19 protein-coding genes are annotated in these 21,928 nt (G+C 39.9%); 12 read left to right on the forward strand and 7 right to left on the reverse strand.

Annotation, left to right across the window (positions count from 1 at the left end; all coding sequences use genetic code 11):
• Positions 1-7 precede the first annotated feature (7 nt).
• Positions 8-2,164, reverse strand: a complete 2,157-nt coding sequence (locus ACYU0V_RS00825; RefSeq protein ID WP_461848701.1) for a TonB-dependent siderophore receptor — start codon at positions 2,162-2,164, stop codon at positions 8-10.
• A gap of 227 nt (positions 2,165-2,391) precedes the next feature.
• Between ACYU0V_RS00825 and ACYU0V_RS00830 the strand changes: the two genes are divergently transcribed.
• The 5 genes from ACYU0V_RS00830 to recJ all read left to right on the forward strand — a co-directional run bounded on the left by ACYU0V_RS00830 (position 2,392) and on the right by recJ (position 8,705).
• Entirely contained in the window at positions 2,392-3,189 is a 798-nt protein-coding gene (locus ACYU0V_RS00830; protein WP_017387567.1) for an oxygen-binding di-iron domain-containing protein, read from the forward strand.
• A gap of 194 nt (positions 3,190-3,383) precedes the next feature.
• Positions 3,384-4,850 carry an IMP dehydrogenase gene (gene guaB / locus ACYU0V_RS00835; RefSeq protein WP_002121951.1) on the forward strand — a complete coding sequence of 489 codons (1,467 nt, stop codon included), beginning with the start codon at positions 3,384-3,386 and terminating at the stop codon, positions 4,848-4,850.
• Between the two features lie 149 nt (positions 4,851-4,999).
• Positions 5,000-6,337 (forward strand): phosphoglucosamine mutase, encoded by a 1,338-nt coding sequence (gene glmM, locus ACYU0V_RS00840; RefSeq protein ID WP_461848702.1) that lies wholly within the window; start codon positions 5,000-5,002, stop codon positions 6,335-6,337.
• A 10-nt stretch (positions 6,338-6,347) separates the two neighbouring features.
• Complete coding sequence (gene pdxH / locus ACYU0V_RS00845; RefSeq protein ID WP_461848703.1) at positions 6,348-7,004, forward strand: pyridoxamine 5'-phosphate oxidase; 657 nt, start codon at positions 6,348-6,350, stop codon at positions 7,002-7,004.
• Positions 7,005-8,705, forward strand: coding sequence for a single-stranded-DNA-specific exonuclease RecJ (gene recJ, locus ACYU0V_RS00850; RefSeq protein ID WP_461848704.1), 1,701 nt, complete (start codon positions 7,005-7,007; stop codon positions 8,703-8,705).
• A gap of 46 nt (positions 8,706-8,751) precedes the next feature.
• On the opposite strand, the gene ACYU0V_RS00855 is transcribed toward recJ, so the two are convergent.
• A complete protein-coding gene (locus tag ACYU0V_RS00855) occupies positions 8,752-9,519 on the reverse strand; it encodes a putative porin (protein WP_002121889.1) in 768 nt (255 codons plus the stop codon).
• Between the two features lie 392 nt (positions 9,520-9,911).
• Here ACYU0V_RS00855 and prfB point away from each other — a divergent pair.
• The 5 genes from prfB to ACYU0V_RS00880 all read left to right on the forward strand — a co-directional run bounded on the left by prfB (position 9,912) and on the right by ACYU0V_RS00880 (position 14,771).
• Positions 9,912-11,007 (forward strand): peptide chain release factor 2 gene (gene prfB / locus ACYU0V_RS00860; protein ID WP_099475557.1). Its coding sequence is split into 2 segments (ribosomal slippage): positions 9,912-9,983 and positions 9,985-11,007, totalling 1,095 coding nucleotides; the frame shifts between segments, so codons are not numbered across the junction.
• 221 nt (positions 11,008-11,228) lie between these two features.
• Positions 11,229-11,531 carry an ArsR/SmtB family transcription factor gene (locus ACYU0V_RS00865; RefSeq protein ID WP_002121891.1) on the forward strand — a complete coding sequence of 101 codons (303 nt, stop codon included), beginning with the start codon at positions 11,229-11,231 and terminating at the stop codon, positions 11,529-11,531.
• A gap of 28 nt (positions 11,532-11,559) precedes the next feature.
• A complete protein-coding gene (locus ACYU0V_RS00870) occupies positions 11,560-12,618 on the forward strand; it encodes an alkene reductase (protein ID WP_461848705.1) in 1,059 nt (352 codons plus the stop codon).
• A 156-nt stretch (positions 12,619-12,774) separates the two neighbouring features.
• On the forward strand, positions 12,775-14,067 hold the full coding sequence (locus ACYU0V_RS00875; protein WP_461848706.1) for a 3-deoxy-D-manno-octulosonic acid transferase: 1,293 nt from the start codon (positions 12,775-12,777) through the stop codon (positions 14,065-14,067).
• The gene (locus ACYU0V_RS00880; protein WP_461848707.1) at positions 14,064-14,771 is read left to right on the forward strand and encodes a 16S rRNA (uracil(1498)-N(3))-methyltransferase; all 708 of its coding nucleotides are present in this window, start codon (positions 14,064-14,066) and stop codon (positions 14,769-14,771) included. Before ACYU0V_RS00875 ends, ACYU0V_RS00880 begins: the two co-directional genes overlap by 4 nt.
• Here ACYU0V_RS00880 and ACYU0V_RS00885 read toward each other — a convergent pair.
• Both ACYU0V_RS00885 and ACYU0V_RS00890 read right to left on the reverse strand, forming a co-directional pair.
• Entirely contained in the window at positions 14,751-15,731 is a 981-nt protein-coding gene (locus tag ACYU0V_RS00885; RefSeq protein WP_002121934.1) for a mechanosensitive ion channel family protein, read from the reverse strand. The genes ACYU0V_RS00880 and ACYU0V_RS00885 overlap by 21 nt on opposite strands.
• 113 nt (positions 15,732-15,844) lie before the next feature.
• Positions 15,845-16,420, reverse strand: coding sequence for a DUF805 domain-containing protein (locus ACYU0V_RS00890; RefSeq protein WP_213689152.1), 576 nt, complete (start codon positions 16,418-16,420; stop codon positions 15,845-15,847).
• Positions 16,421-16,714: 294 nt separating this feature from the next.
• Here ACYU0V_RS00890 and acs point away from each other — a divergent pair, with 294 nt between their 5' ends.
• Complete coding sequence (gene acs, locus ACYU0V_RS00895) at positions 16,715-18,664, forward strand: acetate--CoA ligase (protein ID WP_317799976.1); 1,950 nt, start codon at positions 16,715-16,717, stop codon at positions 18,662-18,664.
• A gap of 41 nt (positions 18,665-18,705) precedes the next feature.
• On the opposite strand, the gene ACYU0V_RS00900 is transcribed toward acs, so the two are convergent.
• On the reverse strand, positions 18,706-19,248 hold the full coding sequence (locus ACYU0V_RS00900) for a cysteine hydrolase family protein (RefSeq protein WP_461848710.1): 543 nt from the start codon (positions 19,246-19,248) through the stop codon (positions 18,706-18,708).
• 105 nt (positions 19,249-19,353) lie between these two features.
• Between ACYU0V_RS00900 and ACYU0V_RS00905 the strand changes: the two genes are divergently transcribed.
• Positions 19,354-19,767 (forward strand): Lrp/AsnC family transcriptional regulator, encoded by a 414-nt coding sequence (locus ACYU0V_RS00905; RefSeq protein ID WP_005066843.1) that lies wholly within the window; start codon positions 19,354-19,356, stop codon positions 19,765-19,767.
• 93 nt (positions 19,768-19,860) lie between these two features.
• On the opposite strand, the gene sfnG is transcribed toward ACYU0V_RS00905, so the two are convergent.
• Positions 19,861-20,973, reverse strand: coding sequence for a dimethylsulfone monooxygenase SfnG (sfnG, locus tag ACYU0V_RS00910; RefSeq protein WP_202733036.1), 1,113 nt, complete (start codon positions 20,971-20,973; stop codon positions 19,861-19,863).
• A gap of 44 nt (positions 20,974-21,017) precedes the next feature.
• Positions 21,018-21,755 (reverse strand): FMN reductase, encoded by a 738-nt coding sequence (gene msuE, locus ACYU0V_RS00915; protein ID WP_005066848.1) that lies wholly within the window; start codon positions 21,753-21,755, stop codon positions 21,018-21,020.
• Positions 21,756-21,928 lie beyond the last annotated feature (173 nt).

Consider the following 21,928-nt stretch of genomic DNA (forward strand, 5'->3'; position numbering starts at 1 on the left):
GGTAATTTTAATAGTTAAATTTCACAGTAAAGTTAATTTGACGTGGATTACCTAAAGTCACCAAATTTTCATTTAAGGCGCCTGCGTAATAATCTTTATCGAATAAATTACGGATTGCAAGTTGAGCACCCCAGTGTCCTGCATCGTAGCCAGCTTCTGTATCAAATACGGTATAGCCTGGAATATGGACATCTAACTTATCCATAGTTTTATAGGTTTCACCTCGGAATCCACCGCCGACATACCAACCAAGTTTTGAGGCAGGGTCAAATTTATAACGAGCCGACAGACTGTAAGCATGCTCAGGAATATTATCTAGTGCTTTTCCTACATTGCTTGTGTTTGCATCTTTACTAATTTCAGCATCAATGGTGTAAGTATATGCAGCTGTTAATTTTAAACCTTCTAAAATTTCTGCGCTGAGCTCAGTCTCGATACCACGAGTTAATTGTTCGCCACGCTGAACTTTCTCACTTGTATTGATTGGATCATTAACTACAACATTCTGACGTTTTAAATCATACCAGGCGATAGCACCTTGAACTCGTTGATCTGGGCTTTGTAATTTCATTCCGACTTCAACCTGTTTCCCTTCTTCAGGTTTGAATGGATTGTTATTTACATCAGTACCGCTATTTGGGGTAAATGAAGTGGCATAGCTGACATAAGGAGCCACCATATCATTAAGGGTATACATGACAGAGGCGCTGCCCGTAAATGCATTGTCTGATTGTTTACTCGTATTGCTATTAACCAAACTTGTAGTTTGAGTTTGTGCCCAGTCTTGGCGACCAGATAAGCTTAAAAGTAATTGGTCATTAAGCTGAATACGGTCACGAATATATAAGCCTGCGTATTTTAAGCGGTTAATATCATGGTTGCTGACAGGATTGGAACAAGTAACAGTTTGCCCATATACAGGAGCATATATGTTTAAATCACCTACATTACAACGGTTATTGGTGTAATCACTTTTTTCTTGGAAGGCATCTACACCTATATTAAAGTCATGTTGCATGCCATATAAATCAAACTGTTTATTTAAACGGTTATCGATGGCAAAACTTAAGTTATCAATAATTTGGTGGCGGCTGTTATTTTTACGGCTTATGGTGGTGTAGTTTTTATCTGCCCAAAAGTTACTACCTGTACGAGCAAAAACCGCTTTACCATCCATTTCAGTTTTTTGTACAGCAAAATTCTGGTTAAAGTTCCAGCCATTGTCAAAGACATGTTTAAACGTATAACCAGTGCGGTAAACATCTGCTTCATATTTACCAAAATTAGGGTCGCCAATATATAAACTTCGGTCTATAGCGCCGTTAGGGTTATCTTTTAAAGTACCAATGACAGGCAAGCCTTGTTGACGAATGTATTCGCGATGCTGATAGCTTGCGATGACAGAGAGATCAGTGTTATCCCCTAAGTCAAAGTTATAAGAGGGGGAGATGTAGTAATTTTTAAAATATACATAATCTGTTGGGTCATCTTGATCCGAGATACGACCATTTAAACGGAAAGCACCTTTTTCACTATTATTAGGACTATAGTTTAAATCGAACGTACCTTCTTTAAGGTTGTAGCTGCCATAAGTCATAGTGGCCCGCGCAAAGCTTTCAGCTTGAGGGCGTTTAGTCACTAAGTTGACCATACCTCCTGGAGCAACTAAACCAAAATTAATAGAGGCAGGCCCTTTTAAAATCTGTACCTGATCCATACCTGATATTTCAGCTGCTACAGATGGAGTTGGAGAGCTTTGGCCTACTCTTAAACCATCTACATAAACTGAATCAGAAGAAGTTTGTCCTCGAATAATGAAATCATCCCAACCACGACGACCAAGTTTCCCAGCTCCAACACCAGCAACACCTTCAAGTGCATCTGTAAGTGTCTTTGCTTGTTTTTGGTCAAGTTGCTCACGGGTTACTACCGAAACCGACTGAGCAGTTTTAAATAAAGGTGCGTCTGATTTTAAAGCAGAGTTTGCTTTCGTTGCGACGTAAGGTGAAGTGCTTTCTTTTTGCGCTTGAATAGAAATCGTGGGGAGAACACTGGTCGAATTCTGTTGTTCTGCTATTTCATCAGCGTGACTTGCTGTCATCGAAGTGAAAATACCAACTGCTAACAATGTTTTTGAGGTCGAAAAACGGAAGGGTTGATTCATGGGAGGCCTAAGCAGCACAAAAAGTAAATTTGATAATGAGAATTATTTTAATTTATTGTGGTTTAATTTTAAATAACATTATGATTCATTTATAAAATAAGAAAAGCAAAATCAATTTTAAAATATTATGAGAAAGATCAATCAATTTGTTGCAAGTGTTTTTGAATCCCTTTATTTTAGTATGGATATAAAAATATCTAATATTTAAAGTTTTTTTGGGGAATTGTATGGGGTTTGAAAAAACAACATCGCAGATATTATTTGATAATGGCGTACATAAATGTATTAGTTTTACCAGCTTGGTTAAAGGGGAAGGCATCCAAGCCAATCAATTTTTAATTATTGACCATGAGCGCGCTGCTGTAATCGATCCGGGTGGCGATTTGACCTATGTTCCATTAACGATGGAATTAAATAAATATACACGTTTGAAAAATCTAGACTATGTGATGGCCTCGCATCAAGATCCGGACATTATTACTTCAATGCCACGCTGGCTGGTTTATACCGATGCTAAAGTCGTTGCATCAAAATTATGGGCACGTTTTTTACCGCACCTAAATTCCTCATTTATGAGTGAGCGTATGAAAGGGAATTGGGAAGATCGTCTTATTGAATTACCTGACCGCGGCCAAGTGATTACTCTAGGAGAATCCAAGCTTGTGGTAGTTCCCGCTCACTTCTTACATTCGGTGGGTAATTTTCAGTTTTATGATCCAGTTGCTAAGATTCTGTTTTCTGGCGATATGGGTGCCTCGATTGTTGAAGATGCTAATCAGCCTTTAAAAGATTTCGATACGCATGTCATGAAAATGAAGGCTTTTCACCAACGCTATATGTGTTCCAACAAAGTTATCCGTTTGTGGGTCAATATGGTGCGCCAAATGGATATTGAAATGATTGTGCCTCAGCACGGTAGTCCATTTATGGGTAAAGAAATGGTCAATCAGTTTTTAGACTGGATTGAGACCTTGCCATGCGGCGTAGATTTAATGACTGAGCAAATTTTTAGCTGTCCTACCTAAATATTATGACTAATGATCAACCCAGATAAAATTCTGGGTTGCAAAAACCTCGATTAAAAAATAACGTTAAAACTATAATAAGTGGGAATTATTTGGAGAAGCTCTATATCTATTGCTGAAAAAGGCAAAGATAATATGAAAATTGCATTGAAATTTGTTTATAATAGCTCACGGAATTTACCAGTGAGATTGTTATGCTGACCATCGTTCAAGAAGCGCTAACCTTCGATGATGTCTTATTACTTCCTGCCTACTCTACTGTTCTCCCAAAAGATGTCTCTTTAAAGACACGTTTAACTCGCGGCATTCATTTAAATATCCCATTAGTTTCAGCTGCAATGGATACAGTGACTGAGTCACGTATGGCGATTGCTATGTCACAAAATGGTGGTATCGGGATTTTGCACAAAAACATGGATATTGCTGCTCAAGCTGCAGAAGTACGCCGTGTGAAAAAATTCGAAGCGGGTATGGTGAAAGATCCTATCACTGTAACTCCTGAAACTACAGTACGTGAACTCATCGCAATTACCAGCGCTAATAACATTAGTGGTGTACCTGTTGTTAAAGACGGCAAGGTTGTTGGTATTGTGACAGGCCGAGATACGCGTTTTGAAACCAATTTAGAGCAACCTGTTAGCAACATCATGACAGGCCAAGATCGTTTAGTGACTGTACGTGAAGGCGAGTCTAAAGAAAATATTCAAGCATTATTGCAAAAACACCGTATTGAAAAAGTCTTAGTCGTTGGTGAGAGCAACGAACTTAAAGGCTTAATTACAGTAACTGACTTCCGCAAAGCTGAGAGCTATCCAAACAGTTGTAAAGATGATCTTGGTCGTTTACGTGTTGGTGCTGCGGTAGGTACTGGTGCTGATACACCAAGTCGTGTGGAAGCATTGGTTGAAGCTGGTGTTGACGTAATTGTTGTTGATACAGCGCATGGCCACTCTGCTGGTGTAATTGAACGTGTACGTTGGGTGAAACAAAACTTCCCTCAAGTACAAGTGATTGGTGGCAATATTGCAACTGGTGATGCTGCATTAGCATTATTAGATGCAGGTGCAGATGCTGTAAAAGTAGGTATTGGCCCTGGTTCTATCTGTACAACACGTATTGTGGCTGGTATCGGTATGCCACAAATTTCTGCGATTGACAGCGTTGCTAGTGCACTAAAAGATCAAATTCCTTTAATTGCAGATGGCGGTATCCGCTTCTCTGGCGATATGGCAAAAGCGATCGGTGCGGGTGCAAGTACGATCATGGTTGGTTCATTACTTGCGGGTACTGAAGAAGCGCCGGGCGAAGTTGAGTTTTTCCAAGGTCGTTACTACAAAGCATATCGTGGTATGGGTTCATTAGGTGCAATGGCGGGAGCAACTGGTTCTGCTGACCGTTATTTCCAAGATTCAAAAGCGGGTGCCGAGAAGTTAGTACCAGAAGGAATCGAAGGCCGTGTTCCATATAAAGGCCCAATGGGTAACATCGTTCATCAAATGATGGGTGGTTTACGTTCTTCGATGGGTTATACAGGTTCAGCTGTGATTGAAGATCTTCGCCAAAATGCGAAATTTGTGAAAATTACTTCAGCAGGCATGTCTGAGTCACATGTTCATGATGTAACGATTACTAAAGAAGCTCCAAACTATCGTGTTGGTTAGATTTTCGTAACCAAAACAATGAAGAAAGCCGTCATTACACTGACGGCTTTTTGTTTTTGGTGTAAAGTAAATCTGACGAAAAGAGATATGGCGGAATTGCCATATATGAAGTAAGCCACGGCTGAAGTGGCGTAAAAATGAGATAAGCTATGAGTTATTTTGGAACGGATGGTATTCGTGGAAAATTTGGGCAAATGCCTATTACTCCAGAGTTTGCTTTAAAACTCGGTTTTGCTGCAGGGAAGGTATTAAAACGAACGAGTCCAAAAAATAAGCCACTTGTTGTATTAGGAAAAGACACTCGTTTATCTGGTTATATTTTAGAGTCTGCTTTGCAGGCGGGGTTAAACGCTGCTGGCGTATATGTTCATTTACTTGGCCCATTACCAACCCCAGCAATTGCGCACCTTACTCGTGCTTTACATGCTCATGCCGGTATCGTGATTTCTGCATCACATAACCCATATTTTGATAATGGGATTAAATTTTTCTCAAGCGAAGGTAAAAAATTACCAGATGCTCTACAAGAAGAAATTAACATCGAATTAGAAAAAGATTTATATATTGAGGACACAGCAAACTTAGGTAAAAGTGTTCGTGTAAATGATGCGAATGGCCGCTATATCGAATTTTGTAAATCTACTTTCCCTTACCACTTTGACTTAAATAATTTAAAGATTGTATTGGACTGTGCTCATGGTGCGGCGTATAGCGTTGGCCCTTCAGTTTTCCGTGAGTTAGGGGCAAAAGTTGTTGCTTTATATAATGAGCCAGATGGTTTAAATATTAATGAAGGTTGTGGTTCAACACATCCTGAAAAACTACAAAAAGCTGTAGTTGAGCACGAAGCAGATTTAGGGATTGCCTTTGATGGTGATGCTGACCGTGTCGTGATGGTGGATAAGTTTGGTAACTTAATTGATGGTGACCATATCTTATATATTTTAGCGACTCAGGCTCAAAATAAGCCAGCAGGCGTAGTGGGTACTGTCATGAGTAACATGGCACTCGAAGTCGCACTTGAAAAAGCGAATGTTGGTTTTGTTCGTGCTAAGGTTGGTGACCGTTATGTATTACAAGCCCTAGAAGAAAATGGTTGGGTTACTGGTGGGGAACCATCTGGCCATATTCTAACTTTAGACAAGAGTACGACAGGTGATGCGATTATTGCAGCACTTCAAGTTTTAACCGTGATTGTCGAGCAAAATAAGGCTCTTCATGAACTGGTTCAAGACTTTAAACTATTCCCACAAATTCTTGTGAATGTACGTTTAGAACAAATGCTTGATCCGTATTCTATCCCTGCATTGGTTGCCGAGTTTGATAAAGCAGAAGCACAGCTCAAAGGACGTGGACGAATCTTGATTCGTAAGTCAGGAACAGAACCTGTAATTCGTGTTATGGTCGAAGGTGATGATGAGCAAGAAGTGAATGCTTTAGCTCAGCATTTAGCAGATTCAGTTCGTTCACAAGCACAAGTCGCATAAGGTGCATGACATGAGTGATGTCATTAAAGATTTAAGTGAATTACGCTTAAGCTACGAGCAAGGAGAATTGCATGAGGGGCAAGTTGAATCTAATCCTCATCAGCAGTTTCTTGGTTGGTTTAACTATGCTCTAGCAGCCAATTTGCATGAACCCTATGCAATGTCATTAGCGACAGCAAGTGCGAATGGCAGACCTCATGTTCGAACAGTTTTGTTACGTGGGGCTACAGAAGCTGGGTATGATTTTTATACTAACTATGACAGTCAAAAAGGTATCGATTTGGCAGAAAACCCATATGCCGAATTATTATTTTACTGGCCAAGTCTAGAGCGTCAGGTGCGAGTTGGTGGTCATGTAGTCAAAATTGCTGAGCAAGAGTCTACAGATTACTATCGTAAACGACCACGTGATAGCCAGATTGCAGCGCATATCAGTACTCCGCAAAGTGGTAAGATTGAAAGCCGAGAGCTGTTACAGCAACGTTTTCAAGACTTACAACAGCAAGTTACAAGTCGTGAAGTGCTTGATAAACCAGAGTTCTGGGGAGGCTATCGTTTGCAGCCAGATTATTATGAATTCTGGCAAGGGCGACCAAATCGTTTACATGACCGCTTGAGTTATGAAAAAATCGACGGTCAATGGACGCTGCACCGACTGATGCCTTAAATGACAAAAATACAAATCAAACAAAGACCTTTATTGACACGCCCTGAACAGTTTCAGGGCGTGCCTCCGTTTATTGCCGAAATTTTGGCAAGGCGTGGAGTACAATCTGAACAGGAATTAGAGTTAAAGCTTAAGAATTTATTAGCTCCGCAGCTCAAGGGATTAGAAACTGCTGTGGCATTAATAGATCAAGCTATTGATGAGCAGAAAAAAATTGTTATTGTCGGTGATTACGATGCCGATGGAGCAACCAGTACAGCGTTAATGGTATTGGTGCTTCGCGATATGGGGGCGCAAGTTGACTATTTGGTTCCAGACCGATTTAAATACGGTTATGGACTTACTCCAGCAATTGCAGAGCTTGCACATCAAACTTATCAACCCGATTTATTAATTACTGTCGATAATGGGATTTCCAGCCATGCTGGTGTTAATGCGGCACATGCACTGGGCATGCAAGTAGTTATTACAGATCACCATTTAACCACTAAAGAAACACCGCTTGCAGAAGCAGTTGTAAACCCAAATCAGTTAGGTTGTGAGTTCCCAAGTAAGGCGCTTGCAGGTGTTGGAGTTGCATTTTATGTGCTGGCCAATTTAGCAAGTTTACGTAACAAGCAAAACAAAAGTACAAGTAAAGTCACTCAATATCTAGACTTGGTTGCTTTGGGAACGTATGCGGATGTTGCTGTTCTAGATTATAACAACCGTATTTTAGTCGACGCAGGTGTAAAACGTATTCAACAACATCAATGCCGAGTCGGAATATTGGCGTTGCTAGATATTGCTGGCCGTGAGGCTTCATCTTTGCGTGCACAAGATTTAGGTTTTGTTTTGGGTCCGCGTATTAACGCTGCTGGACGCATGGAGAGCATGCGTATAGGCATTGAATGTTTATTAGCTGACACTATGGAATCTGCCTATCCAATCGCGAGACAGTTAAATCAATTAAATATAGAGCGCCGTCAAATCGAAGGGGAGATGAAGCAACAAGCCTTGTCTGCTTTAGATAGCTTGCAGCTCTCAAAGGAAGACGTTCCTCCAGCTCTTATACTCTTCGAAGAAAACTGGCATCAAGGTGTGATTGGAATTGTAGCGGGGCGTTTAAAAGAGCAGTTTCATCGCCCCACTATTGTATTTGCACCTGATGAAGATGGTATTCATATAAAAGGATCTGCACGTTCAATTGATGGGGTGCATATTCGAGATACGATTGAACAGGTTGCTGAACAACATCCAGAATTGGTGAGCCATTTTGGTGGGCATGCAGCAGCAGCAGGTTTAACCATACGTAAAGAAAACTTCGAAGCTTTTAAAACAGCTTTTACCAATTGTATTGCAGCAATGGAAGAGTCTTTGTTTCAAGCAACGCTATGGACAGATGGCGAACTTCCTGCTTCTGCCTTACAGCTAGATACTTTAAATTGGATAGAACAGTTGGGACCGTGGGGACAAAAATTCCCTTTCCCACAATTTGAAGGACATTTTAAAGTTGTTGATTATCGCTGGCTTAAAGAAACGCATTTGAAACTTAAGTTGGCACTCGACCAATACAGTTTTGATGCAATTGCTTTTAATGCAGCGGGCCGTTTTGAGTTTGATCCAATGCGTGATCATGTACATTTGGTCTATGAAATAGATCATAATGCATTTAATGGTAATGTGAATTTACAATTACGCATCGTACATTTAAACCAATAAAAAATCCGCTCAATTGAGCGGATTTTTTTTATGACTTTAGGCTTGATTAGAAGCGGTATGCTGCACGAACACCATATGTGTTGTCGTTATCACCAAATCCAACACGGCCTTCAACACTTACTTGCTGATTTAAGAATTTTTTAGCATTGATACCAAATTCATCTTTATCAGTTAAGTCGTTGTTGTAGTAATCAGCACCAACACTTAAAGTTTTGTCGATGTAGTAGTCACCACGAACTTTATATTCGTCTAGGTCACCAAACGCACCGAACGCTTCAAGGTTTACGTCATGTTGGCCTACTTGAGTTACGTATTTAGCACGAACTGTTGGATCAGCGCCGTCTTTACCGTCTTTTTCGTCGTAGCCTTTAACACCTAGAGCAAGTAATAAACCTGGAGCTGGTAAATAACCTACTTCAGCTGCATAAGTAGTTACTTTTTGGTCGTAATTAGTGTTATCAATTTCACGCTCATTTCGACCTACATCACCGCTAAGGTAGAAATCTGAGTTAGGAACGTAATATTCAACACCTACGCCATACTGAGTATCTTTTGTACCGCTGTTATCGCCATAGTTGATAAGGGCGTTAACGTTACTTGCACGGCTTAAGAAAGCTGCTTCAGCAAGTGGAGCGTTACGAGTTTGAACAGGATTAAAGTAATAAGTCCCGTCAACACCGAATTTACTTACGCTGCTACCGTTGTCTGGATCAAGATAATTGTAAGAACCACCAACTTCAGCTTGGTAAGCGTTTGCTGCGCCACTCACTGCGAGTGCAGATAAAAGAGCTGATGCAATTGCTAGTTTTTTCATGGAATCTCTCCCCTCTAAAAAGCGATTTTATAAATGTTTTGTTACAACTTTTAGTCTAGACGAAAAAGCTTTGTCGTCAATCTTGCGCAAGTAACCGTACTGTAACCGTGTGATATTTATGTAAACTAATTTAATTTAAGCTATTGATTTTAAAATATAAAAACATAATGTTTTATTTTATTAAAATTGAGGATATTTTGTGTAGATCATAAAAAATGCTGTAAAAGTACCCAATTTTGTATGAGGATGTTACCAATTAATCTTAAATTGAACTGAAGAAAATTTATAAATCAAATTGATGAAATATGATGAGAAATACAAAGCGGGTTCGTAGATAACCGCAGCTATGCTAAAATAATTGACTGTTTATCTGCTCTTATGGGAACACTCGCGTGGAAATTAATCCTTATCTAAACCAATTGAAAGACTTAACTGATCGTAGCCAAACACTACGGGGGTATCTTTGACTACGATCTGAAAAAAGAACGTTTAGAAGAAGTTTTACGTGAGTTAGAAGACCCTGCGATCTGGAATGATCAAAGCCGCGCTCAGGCGATGGCGAAAGAAAAGGGCGAATTAGAAAACGTTATTAATGTATTGGATGGCTTATCTACACAGCTTGAAGATGCAAAAGCGATGTTAGATTTGGCTGTAGAAGCCGACGATGAAAGCCTGCTTGAAGATGTTCAGTCGGAGCTTGGTGCTGCCGAAGATGAACTGGCTAAACTTGAATTCCGTCGTATGTTTAGTAACCCGATGGACCCGAATCCTTGCTATGTAGAGATTCAATCAGGTTCAGGTGGTACAGAAGCACAAGATTGGGCGTCTATGCTTTTACGTATGTATATGCGCTGGATTGAACGTCATGGCTTTAAAGCAGAACTTATGGAAGTGTCTGATGGTGACGTAGCTGGTATTAAATCAGCAACGATTCGTGTTGAAGGTGAATATGCCTACGGTTGGTTACGCACAGAGTCAGGTGTACACCGTTTAGTTCGTAAATCACCATTTGACAGTGGCAACCGTCGTCACACTTCATTCTCTGCGGTATTTATTTCACCAGAAGTTGATGACAATATTGAAATTGATATCAATCCTTCTGATGTTCGTACCGATACTTACCGTGCGTCTGGTGCAGGTGGTCAGCATATTAACAAAACCGACTCGGCTGTACGTTTGACCCACATCCCAACAGGTATTGTGGTGGCATGTCAGAACCAGCGTTCGCAACATGCTAACCGTGACCATGCATGGAAACAGTTACGTGCGCGTTTATATGAATTAGAAATGCAAAAACGTAATGAAGCAGCTCAAGCTCTAGAAGACTCGAAGTCTGATATTGGTTGGGGAAGCCAAATTCGTTCATATGTATTAGATGATTCTCGTATTAAAGATTTACGTACGGGGGTTGAAAACTCTAATACAGGTGCTGTTCTTGATGGTGACCTTGATCGTTTTATCGAAGCGAGTTTAAAACAAGGTTTATAAGAGTCTGCTGAACTTTTAGTTTAAATACAGTTCATCTATGAATATGTAGAACTCTTGGATTTTTAGCGATTAAAACGGCAAAGCAGTTCAGCCTTCGAATGTTAATCGAAAAAATGCGATATGAATATCGAAAAAAATAGATATGAATATCGAAAAAATGCGATATTATGTTTTCGAAATGCTGAACAAAGCTTTGTTCGTTTAAAAGACGTGTTGAGCCTATGGATATTGATGCAATTAGCAAAGCCCTTTCCAACCCTCTACGTCGGCAAATTTTGCAATGGTTAAAAGAACCTGCACATTATTTACCGGTGGAAGAATGTGGTGGTAGTTTTGAGAAGGGTGTTTGTGCAGGTCATATTGAACGTTTGGGTAAAGTAGCTCAGTCTACGATGTCTAATCATTTGTCTGTATTACAGCAGGCGGGGCTTATTCAGGTCCAAAAATATGGTCAATGGTCTTATTTTTCACGTAACGAAGCTTTGATTCAGCAATATATCGAACATTTAAAACAAACACTTTAAATTATTAAAAGTGTAAGTCGAGGCGATTATGGCTGAACTCAATACTTCTTTAACGGTTGGTGATTTTGAAATCAAAAATCGATTGGTAATGGCTCCATTAACGCGTGCGCGTAGTGGTGAAAGCCGAGTGCCTAATGATTTAATGGTTGAATACTATCAACAACGTGCAAATGCTGGTCTAATTTTGACTGAAGCAACAGTGATTGGTTCAAAAACTGTGGGTTACGCAGACACCCCAGGATTATGGTCACAAGAGCAGGCACAAGCTTGGAATAAAATTATTGAGGCAGTTCATGCTCAAGGTTCAAAAATTGTAGCTCAACTTTGGCATGTAGGCCGTATTTCGCATCCTGAACTTTTAGACGGTGATATTCCTGTTGCACCAAGTGCAATTCAACCTGCGGGTGAAGTGAGTTTATTACGTCCTAAACGTCCTTATGTAACACCGCGTGCACTTTCAATTGAAGAGATTCAAGAAGTTATTGCTCAATACAAACATTCAGCAGAACTGGCTAAAGCAGCAGGTTTTGATGGTGTTGAATTACACGCAGCGAACGGTTACTTAATTGACCAGTTCCTTCAAAGTAATACCAACCAACGTGATGACGAATACGGTGGTCCTGTTGAAAACCGTGCACGTTTATTATTAGAAGTCGTTGATGCATTTATTGAAGTGTGGGGCGCTGGCCGAGTAGGTGTTCATATTGCACCGCGTGGTGATTCACACGATATGGGAGATGAAAACCCATTAGCAACTTTTGGTTATGTAGTTGAACAACTTAACCAACGTAATGTTGCTTTCATTTTCTCTCGTGAATATGAAGCTGCTGATAGTATTAGTCCTAAACTTCGCGAAAAATTTAATGGTGTATGGATTGCCAATGAGAACCTAACACCAGAGTCAGCAAAACGTATCTTGCGTGAAGGTCAGGCAGATGCTGTATCTTTTGGTAAGGCATATATTGCTAACCCAGATCTTTTACAGCGTTTAGAGCAAGATTTGCCACTAAACGAACTTCAAGCAACGACTTTATATGCGAAAGGTGCTGAAGGTTATACAGACTATCCAACACTAGAAGCTTCGTAATTTTTTGAACAGATGATTTACTGACCTCTTTAATTTATGGGCTCAGTAAATCGCTTTTCTTGTAATGGTAGAGTTTAGGTATCGAAACTCTGCCATTTTTTCTATCTATGTTATATTTTCCCCAGTTTTAAACTTTGACTATTTGAGGCAAACCGCTTGGCGACCCCTTTTTGGTACAACACCGCACTCCATTTATTAAAACCTTTTTACCAATGGCGGATAAAAAGACGTGCAGAAAGCCAGGAATTATATAATCAGGAATGTCTTGAAAGATTTGGGCCGTTTGAGTCTCCGAAAAATGTAAGAGCAATTTGGTTCCATGCTGTTTCGGTTGGAGAAACCAATGCAGCACAGCCCTTAATTGAACATTATCTTAAACTTGGTCAACCCGTATTAGTTACCAATACAACGAAGACGGGGCAGGCGCGTGCTAAATCGTTATTTTTAAAAGCACCTTATTTAGATTTATTTCAAGCAGTTTATTTGCCGGTTGATCAAAAGCACCTCTTAAAGCAATTCTTTGAGTTGTACCAGCCAAAACTTTTAGCATTGGTTGAGACTGAGCTTTGGCCAAATTTAATTGATCAAGCCAAGCTACAACAGGTTCCTTGTTTATTATTAAATGCGCGATTATCAGAAAAATCAGCAAAAGGTTATAGCCGCGTTTCAGGGCTAACAGCGGGAATGCTGAAGCAAATTGACTGGGTGCTGGCACAAGATAATGCGACTCGACAACGTTATGTAGAACTTGGTTTAGATCAACAAAAAAGTCAGGTGGTTGGAAATATTAAGTTTGATATCCATGCACCTGAGGCTTTTATAAATCAGGCTGAGCAATTACAACAACAATGGTATTTGGGGCAGCGTAAAGTCCTAACAATTGCCAGTACACATGCGCCAGAAGAACAACAAATTTTGCAGGCACTTGCACCTTATCTAAAGTCAGATCCAGAGTTAGTTTGTATTGTCGTGCCTCGACATCCTGAACGTTTCGATGAAGTATTTGAAATTTGTCAGAACTTAGATTTAATTACTCATCGTAGAAGTATGAATCATAGTATTCACGCTAGCACACAGGTTTATCTGGCAGATAGTATGGGTGAGCTTTGGCTATGGTATGCTTTAAGTCAGGTGTGTTTTGTTGGTGGATCACTTAATGAACCGGGTGGTGGGCATAATATTTTAGAGCCTATGGTTTTAAATGTACCGACCGTAATAGGACCTCGTTACTTTAATTTCCAAACCATTGTTGATGAATTCATTGATGAAAACGGGGTGCTCATTGCTCAAGACGCTGAGCAAGTTGTAGCAATCTGGATGGCATGCTTAGCCGAGCCTGAAGAAGCAAAGCAGGTGGTAGAGCAGGCGCATAAAGTTTTGCAGCGTAACCAAGGTTCATTACAAAAGCATATTGGTGTAATTAACCGGTATTTGGCCGAAAAACCATGAATATCGTTTTACTAGAACCTGACGATGTTCAGTCAGATTTATGGTCAATCCGTTCAAAGCGCCAATTACAGCATTTGCGTGAACACCTTGATATTACGGTTGGCCAAAATCTAAAAGTTGGTGTTCGTAATGGCGCACGTTATACCACTGAAATTGTTTCGATGAATGAGCATGAAGTTTGTATACGGCCTATCACTGAAGAAGTTGTACCTGCAAAACTTCCAGTACATTTAATCGTAGCGTTACCAAGGCCCAAAGTTTTACGCCGTTTAATTATGGATAGTGTGACTTTGGGGGTTGAAAGAATTAGTTTGATTCATAGTTATCGTGTAGATAAAAGCTATTGGCAAACTCCATTTTTGCAACAACTTGATAACTATGTGACTTTAGGGCTTGAGCAAGCAGGCGACACCATTGTTCCTGAAATTCAATTATATAAACGCTTTAAACCTTTTGTTGAAGATGTTTTACCAAACTTAATTTCAAAGGAAAGTCCCGCCTATGTGGCTCATCCGTATGCCGAGCAGAGCATGCCAGTTAATATTCCGCATGCGTGCAGTATAGTCGTTGGACCCGAAGGCGGCTTTATTCCCTATGAAATTGATTTGCTCACAAAAAACGGCTGCCAAGCTGTGAGCTTAGGCAACCGTATTTTAAGAACTGAAACGTCTATTTCTTATATTTTAGGTCGTCTCTTTAGTTGATGCTTCTGGGTTTAAAAGTGGCTGATTTGAAGCCATTTTTAATTCCTGAATTGGGTAAGGAATATTAATTCCGTTCTCATTGAAAGCTTGTTTTACTTGAGCTTGAATTGTGCTTGTAGATGAGGACATATCAGTTTCAGTGGTATCAACCCACCAACGTACAGTCAGGTTAACCGAGAAATCTGCCAAAGCTGTAACGTTAACCGAGAAGGCTGGTTGACTCAGTACATTTCGGTCATTATTAAGAATATCTAAAATAATCTGTTTAGCTTTTTGTTCATCGTCGTCATATCCAATGCCAACTACAAACTCACAACGTCGTTGCTGATAAGCCGTATTTACAGTTAAAGCGCTCGTATAAACAGTGGCATTTGGAATAACAATACGACGGCCATCTGGCGAGCGTAAGAATGTTGCACGAATTTGGATATCTTCAACAGTTCCTTCAAGTGAATTGACCACGATTGAATCGCCAATACGGAAGGGTTCGCTCAATAAAATCAAAATACCTGAAAGCAAGTTTTGGAAAATATCTTTAAATGCGAAACCAATTGCGACCGAACCGATCCCTAATGCGCTCATAAGTTGTCCTGGTGTAAAACCTGGGATCATGATGACAAGTGCAATTAAGAATCCAAAAAATAAAATTGTCGTACTTCCTACACGGTTTAGAACCAACACTAGGTTTTGGCGCGTATAAGAGCGATTTTCTAAGGTTTTACGAACAAAGAACTTAAATAATTTGGTAAGTAGCCAAAAAATAATAAAAACGATAATCGCAATACAAATATAAGGCACACGTTCCCAGAAGCTATCCACGATTTTATCAATAGTGGTATAGGCATCATGATACTTTTCGGTATGGGCTAAAACCGTTTGAGTGGTTTTAGTACCTGCTTCTTGCAAAAGTTCGCCTGTATTTTTTGCAACATCCGTTAAGGATTTTTGTTCATCAGCCACGACAAGTCTCTATTTTAAAAAATTATGAAAGCGATGATCGGCTTTCATCATAGTAGGAGATAAAATGTGCGCCTACTATAATGAGTTCATCTGAATAATAAAGTGTTTTTTAATTAAAAGTATTCCGTTCCTTTTTGTAAGATTTGTGACGGGGTTTGAATAGTATCGGTACCAGAGAAGTAGTAAAAAAAGCCTGCGGTAGAAATAAGGCTAATTAAAATAGCGAATAAAATAAACCAAGCCATTAACTTTTCTATGAACGTTGATGGTCGAGAAGGACCATATTGATTTGGACCTGCCGTACCTGAGGCAAGCAGTAAATAAATCATAAAAAAGAACTGAACAACTGGAATGAATAGTAGTAATCCCATCCAACCACTTTTATTTAGATCATGCAAACGTCGCACGACGAGAACAGCATTTAAATAAATCAGGAATAGCCAAAAAGCCCATACCACCAAAGCACTGAGGCCAGATAGAGAGCTATAAAACTCAAAATTAAATAAATTACTTGAAAGCTGAAAACTGCCAAGAAAGGAGGCCAGAATAAAATAACCCACGATTGTGACTAAATAAATCAGTCCATATCCACCTAAATAACTCATACGGTTAAAACGGCCATGAATTGAAAAAGGGCTATCTTTTAAAGGCAGCTGTGGTGGGCGTGAGGAAGTTGTTTGGGCAAACATATTATTTTATTCCTAGGTTGCATATGAGAGACAAAATAATCTTTGTTGATGATCAAAACCATCAAATATTGAAAAAATTATAAAAGTAAAAGCTATAGACAAATGTTTTAAATCAACTTAATTTTATAAAAATGTTCATAATTTCGTATGCTTGAGTAAGTGGTTAATATATGACCAAAGTCGCATTGTCTAGGCTTTGAATGAGTCATCATACTGCAAAGGCATGCAAATAAGATCCAGTAAAATAATAGCCACAGTCTCGAGATGGGATGCACAAGATCAAGGAAGTTGCGTATGAATGAGATCTATCCAGTACCAGAGGAATTTAAAAAAACAGCTCGTACTGTTGAAGCAGACTACTTTAAACGTTATCAACACTCTATCGAGAACCCAGATGAATTCTGGGCAGAGCAAGCTAAAATTGTCGATTGGATAAAGCCATTTACCCAAGTTAAAAATACTAGTTTTGACAAAGACAATTTTAAAATTGAATGGTTTGCTGATGGTGAGTTGAACGTGTCAGCAAACTGCCTAGACAGGCATCTTAAAGAACATCCACATAAACCTGCAATTATTTGGGAAGGTGACCATCCTTCTCGTCATAAGATTGTCTCTTATAAAGAATTACACGACGAAGTCTGCCGTTTTGCCAACGTTTTAAAGAAATATGGCATTGGTAAAGGTGACCGCGTTGTACTGTATATGCCAATGGTGACAGAAGCTGCAATTGCCATGTTAGCTTGTGCCCGTATTGGTGCTGTTCACTGTGTGGTATTTGGTGGGTTCTCGCCAGATTCTTTAGCAAGTCGTATTGAAGACAGCCAAGCTAAACTGGTGATTACCGCAGACTCAAGTCTACGTGCCGGAAAACTATTACCGCTCAAAGAAAATGTTGATTTGGCTTTAGCATTGCCGGGTACTGAGTGTGTTGAAAATGTGATTGTGGTTTACCGCAATGCAAACCCGATTGAAATGAAGCCTGGTCGTGATTTGTGGTATCACCTCATTATTATGGAGGTTGATGCAAACTGTCCTCCAGAGCCGATGAAGGCAGAAGACCCTTTATTTATTCTTTATACATCGGGCTCGACAGGTAAACCGAAAGGTGTGTTGCATACGACAGGCGGTTACTTAGTTTATGTAACCAGTACCTTTAAAGAGGTCTTCGATTTAAAACAAGATGATGTGTATTGGTGTACAGCCGATATCGGTTGGATTACAGGGCATAGTTATCTAATTTATGGGCCGCTGGCAAATGGTACGACCACCTTAATGTTTGAAGGTGTACCTCAGTATCCAACATGGGCACGTCTTGGTCATGTGGTCGATAAACACAAAGTTTCTATCTTATATACAGCTCCAACCGCAATTCGCGCCATGATGCGAGAGGGTGATTCATTTGTACGCGAAAGTAACCGTAGCAGCTTGCGTTTACTCGGTTCGGTCGGTGAACCTATTAACCCTGAAGCTTGGAACTGGTACTACAACGTTGTTGGTGAAGGCCGCTGCCCGATTGTTGATACATGGTGGCAAACCGAAACAGGCGGTATTTTGATTGCGCCATTGCCGGGTGCAACAGCTTTAAAACCGGGTTCAGCAACACGTCCGTTATTTGGGGTCCAACCTGCCATTGTAGATGGTGAGGGTAATGAGCTAGAAGGTGCGGTTGAAGGTAACCTTGTGATTAAAGATTCATGGCCAGGCCAGATGCGTACCATTTGGGGTGACCCAGACCGCTTTATTGAGGCTTACTTCTCGACCTTTAAAAATACTTATTTTACGGGTGATGGTGCTCGCCGTGATGAAGATGGCTATTACTGGATCACAGGTCGTGTTGACGATGTCTTAAACGTTTCAGGTCATCGTCTGGGCACAGCTGAAATTGAAAGTGCTCTTGTTTCGCATGAATCAGTCGCAGAAGCAGCTGTAGTTGGCATGCCGCATGATATTAAAGGGCAAGGTATTTGTACTTTCGTGACCTTGCAAGCGGGCGTTCCAGAGTCGGAAGAACTGCGTAAAGAGTTAATCAACTGGGTACGTAAAGTGCTTGGACCTGTGGCTTCACCTGATGCACTACATTGGGCACCAGCATTACCGAAAACCCGTTCCGGTAAAATCATGCGCCGTATTTTAAGAAAAATTGCAGCGAATGAGTTAGATAGTTTAGGTGATACTTCAACCTTGGCTGAACCTGCAGTGGTAGATCAGTTAATTACAACGGTTTATCCTGATAAGCAGAACTAATTTTAAAAAAGCCCCATCTGGGGCTTTTTTATTGCTTTCTACTAAGAGCTTGCTAAAAAGTCAGCAGTATTTTGTACATTTGCAAACGTACTTAGCGCAGTTAAAAAAGCAGTTTGTACGTCTTCAGCTTTTACAGTTTTTCCGTCATGGCTTAAATCGCGAGTTGCGGTTGCATCTGTAATTAAGATGGGTTGATAGCCAAGTTCTTTGGCTGCACGTGTACCTGAATCAATACACATATGCGTCATCATGCCTGTAATCACGAGTTGCTCAATTTGATGTGCTTTTAAGAGTTCTTCTAAATTGGTCTCTAAAAAACTGTTTGGATAATACTTTGTCACGATTAATGAATCACTATCAGCACTAAGTTCAGGATGAAGTAAAACCCCATCTGTATTTTCTTGAAAGAAACTCGCTTGTGGTGGGTTAATATGTTGTACATAAATAATCGGTAAGTTTTTCTCATTAAAATATTTTTCAAGCTGCTTTATTTTATCGAGCGCTTGATCTGGCCCAACCAATTCCATTTTGCCATTTTTAAAATAATCATTTTGTACATCGATAACTAATAGAGCTTGTTTCATGAGGTCACTCTTGTTGATATGAGATAAAACAAGATTATTCTCTGCTTGAAAAATCGGCTATAGTCCTATGAAAGCATTAACGCTAGTTTTCTTTCGCCATGAAAAATGAATATTGAATTAGACCCGATTGATCTAAAAATTATTGCATTGCTTAAACAAGATTCTCGTCTGACAAATAAAGAAATTGGGCAGCGTGTCCATCGAACAGGGCAGGCGGTGGGCGCTCGAATTGCTCAGTTAATGGATGCTGGTGTTATCAAAAACTACACCATTGCCGTGCAATATTCGCATAAGCAATTTATTCATTTGCATTTAAATGAACAACGCGCATTTGAAGAAATTGAAAATTTAGTGAAGCAATATGAACAAATCGATGAATGCTTTAAAGTCATGGGTAATGCTTGCTATATGATCGTAAGCCATTTTGAGCCAGCAGCATTAAATGAATTTATCGAAAAACTTTCAAAATGGTGCCGTTACTCAGTTGAAACTGTGATTCGAGAAGTCGAAAAATCTTAAAAAATAAAGCTCCAAGCCGAGTCTTGGAGCCAATAAATTCTTTATTTTTAATTTATTGTTTTTATTATCTTGCGCTGTTTTAACTGGGGTTTTTTAGGCTGATTTAGCTTGGATTTCTACCTCCTTTTCCTGTTGAAGTTCTAACTGACGAACGAGCGGCAGAACTTTTTCTCCGAAATATTCCACCTCTTCAATAAAGTGTAAAAATCCGGAAAGAATCAAATCAACCCCTACATTTTTGAGTGCCACAATACGCTCTGCAATTTGCTGCGGCGTACCAATTAAATTGGTTTTAAAGCCATCGTTGTATTGCACTAAGTCTTCAAAAGTTGATTTTGCCCAGTTACCTTGTTGCTCTGGTGAAGCAGCACCTGCTTCACGTGTAGCATCTCCAAATGCATTTACCGCTTCAGTATTGGCTTTATCAATAATTTCTTGAAGTACCGCTTTTGCTTCTTCTTCGGTATCTCTAGCAATAATGAAAGCATTTACCCCAATTTTGACATGGTGATTATTGGCTTTTGCTTTAGTGCGAATATCTTCGACTTGTTTTTGAATTTCTTCTACCGTATTACCGTTAGTGAAATACCAGTCAGATACGCGAGACGCCATGTCACGTGCAGCACGTGAACTGCCACCTTGGAAAACTTCGATATAAGGCTTTTGCAAAGGTTTTGGTTTAAGCGTGTAGTTTTGGAACTGGTAGTATTTACCATCGAAACTATAGTTATCGGTGGTCCAGATTCCTTTTAGAGTGCGAATAAACTCTTCGGAGCGAACATAACGTTCATCATGCTCAGGCCACTCTTCACCAATGGCATCAAACTCACCTCTGAACCAGCCACTCACTACGTTAATCGCAATACGGCCTTGAGTTAAATAATCAATCGTTGCAAGTTGTTTAGCCGCAAGTGCCGGTTTCCAAGGGCCGGGCAGAATAGCCGCGATGACCTTTAATTTTTCAGTTTTTGCTAGTAATGCATGACTGAAACTTACCGATTCATGTTGGTTTTCTGCCCCGTACCCAGCCGTAAAACGAATTTGGGTGAGCGCATATTCAAAACCATTGTTTTCGGCAGCCTGTGCAAGTCGAATATTGTAGTCATAACTCCAGTCTGTACGCTGTTCGATGTTACTCACTACAAGGCCACCGCTTACGTTTGGTACCCAATAAGCAAATTTAATTGGTTGTTGTAATTGCGTCATGGTTCGCTCTCCCCATTCGTTCTTTTTATTTAGCGATATTGCGCTTAAGCAACATGCGTTAATGATTTGCCAGACTTGTGATGCAAACGAGATTCTGCCGCATCAAGGTCTGGTACAGCCGCTGAAGGTAATACTTCTTCTTGTTCAATTTGCTTGTTAATACCAAGCTCTTGATTTGCTTGCTGTGATTTAGATTTAACCACTTCAGCACGTTTACCTTTCGCTGGCGCCCATTCTAAAATTGGTAATGCGCGTGCCACTGCTAACGTAATACGATCTGATAATTGCTCGCTTTTTACCGTATATTCAGGAGTAAAGTCACGATCGGTCGCATATACGCCAATTGGTAAAGTTTGTGCTTGGAAGAAACTGAATAATGGACGTAGTTGATGTTCAAGTACGAGTGCATGACGATCACTACCGCCCGATGCTGCTAAAAGTACAGGCACATCGACTAAAGCAGTCTGTTCAACAAAATCGAAGAAATGTTTGAAAAGACCTGTAAAAGAAGCACGGTAAACGGGTGTACCTACAATTAAAGCATCTGCTGCTTCAACTGCTGCAAGGTCATCTTGCACACGCTGTGGAAGTTGGTTGCGATAAAATGCGCCGCCTAATAGAGGCCCGATTTCGCTTAATTTAATAAAGTGAACTTTAATATCGATTGCTTCTGATAATTCATCAAGAATGGCTTGAACCAGACTTTCCGTTTTAGATGGGGTATTTAATCCACCAGAAACAGCAACGATATTTAAAGGTTTTGGTGATGTGATACCAGTCATAATTTGGTTCCTAAGCCTAAAACAAGAGATTGGACTTATTAATCAACAACGACGGTAAACTGTAAAATAACGAAATTGGTCAACCTTATCAGTTTTAAATATAAAAGATAAATAGTGGATTTTTATACTTTGTTTTTCTATTAAGTTGCTGTTTTTATTTTATATAATTATAG

The sequence above is a fragment of the Acinetobacter sp. X9 genome (assembly GCF_054889255.1).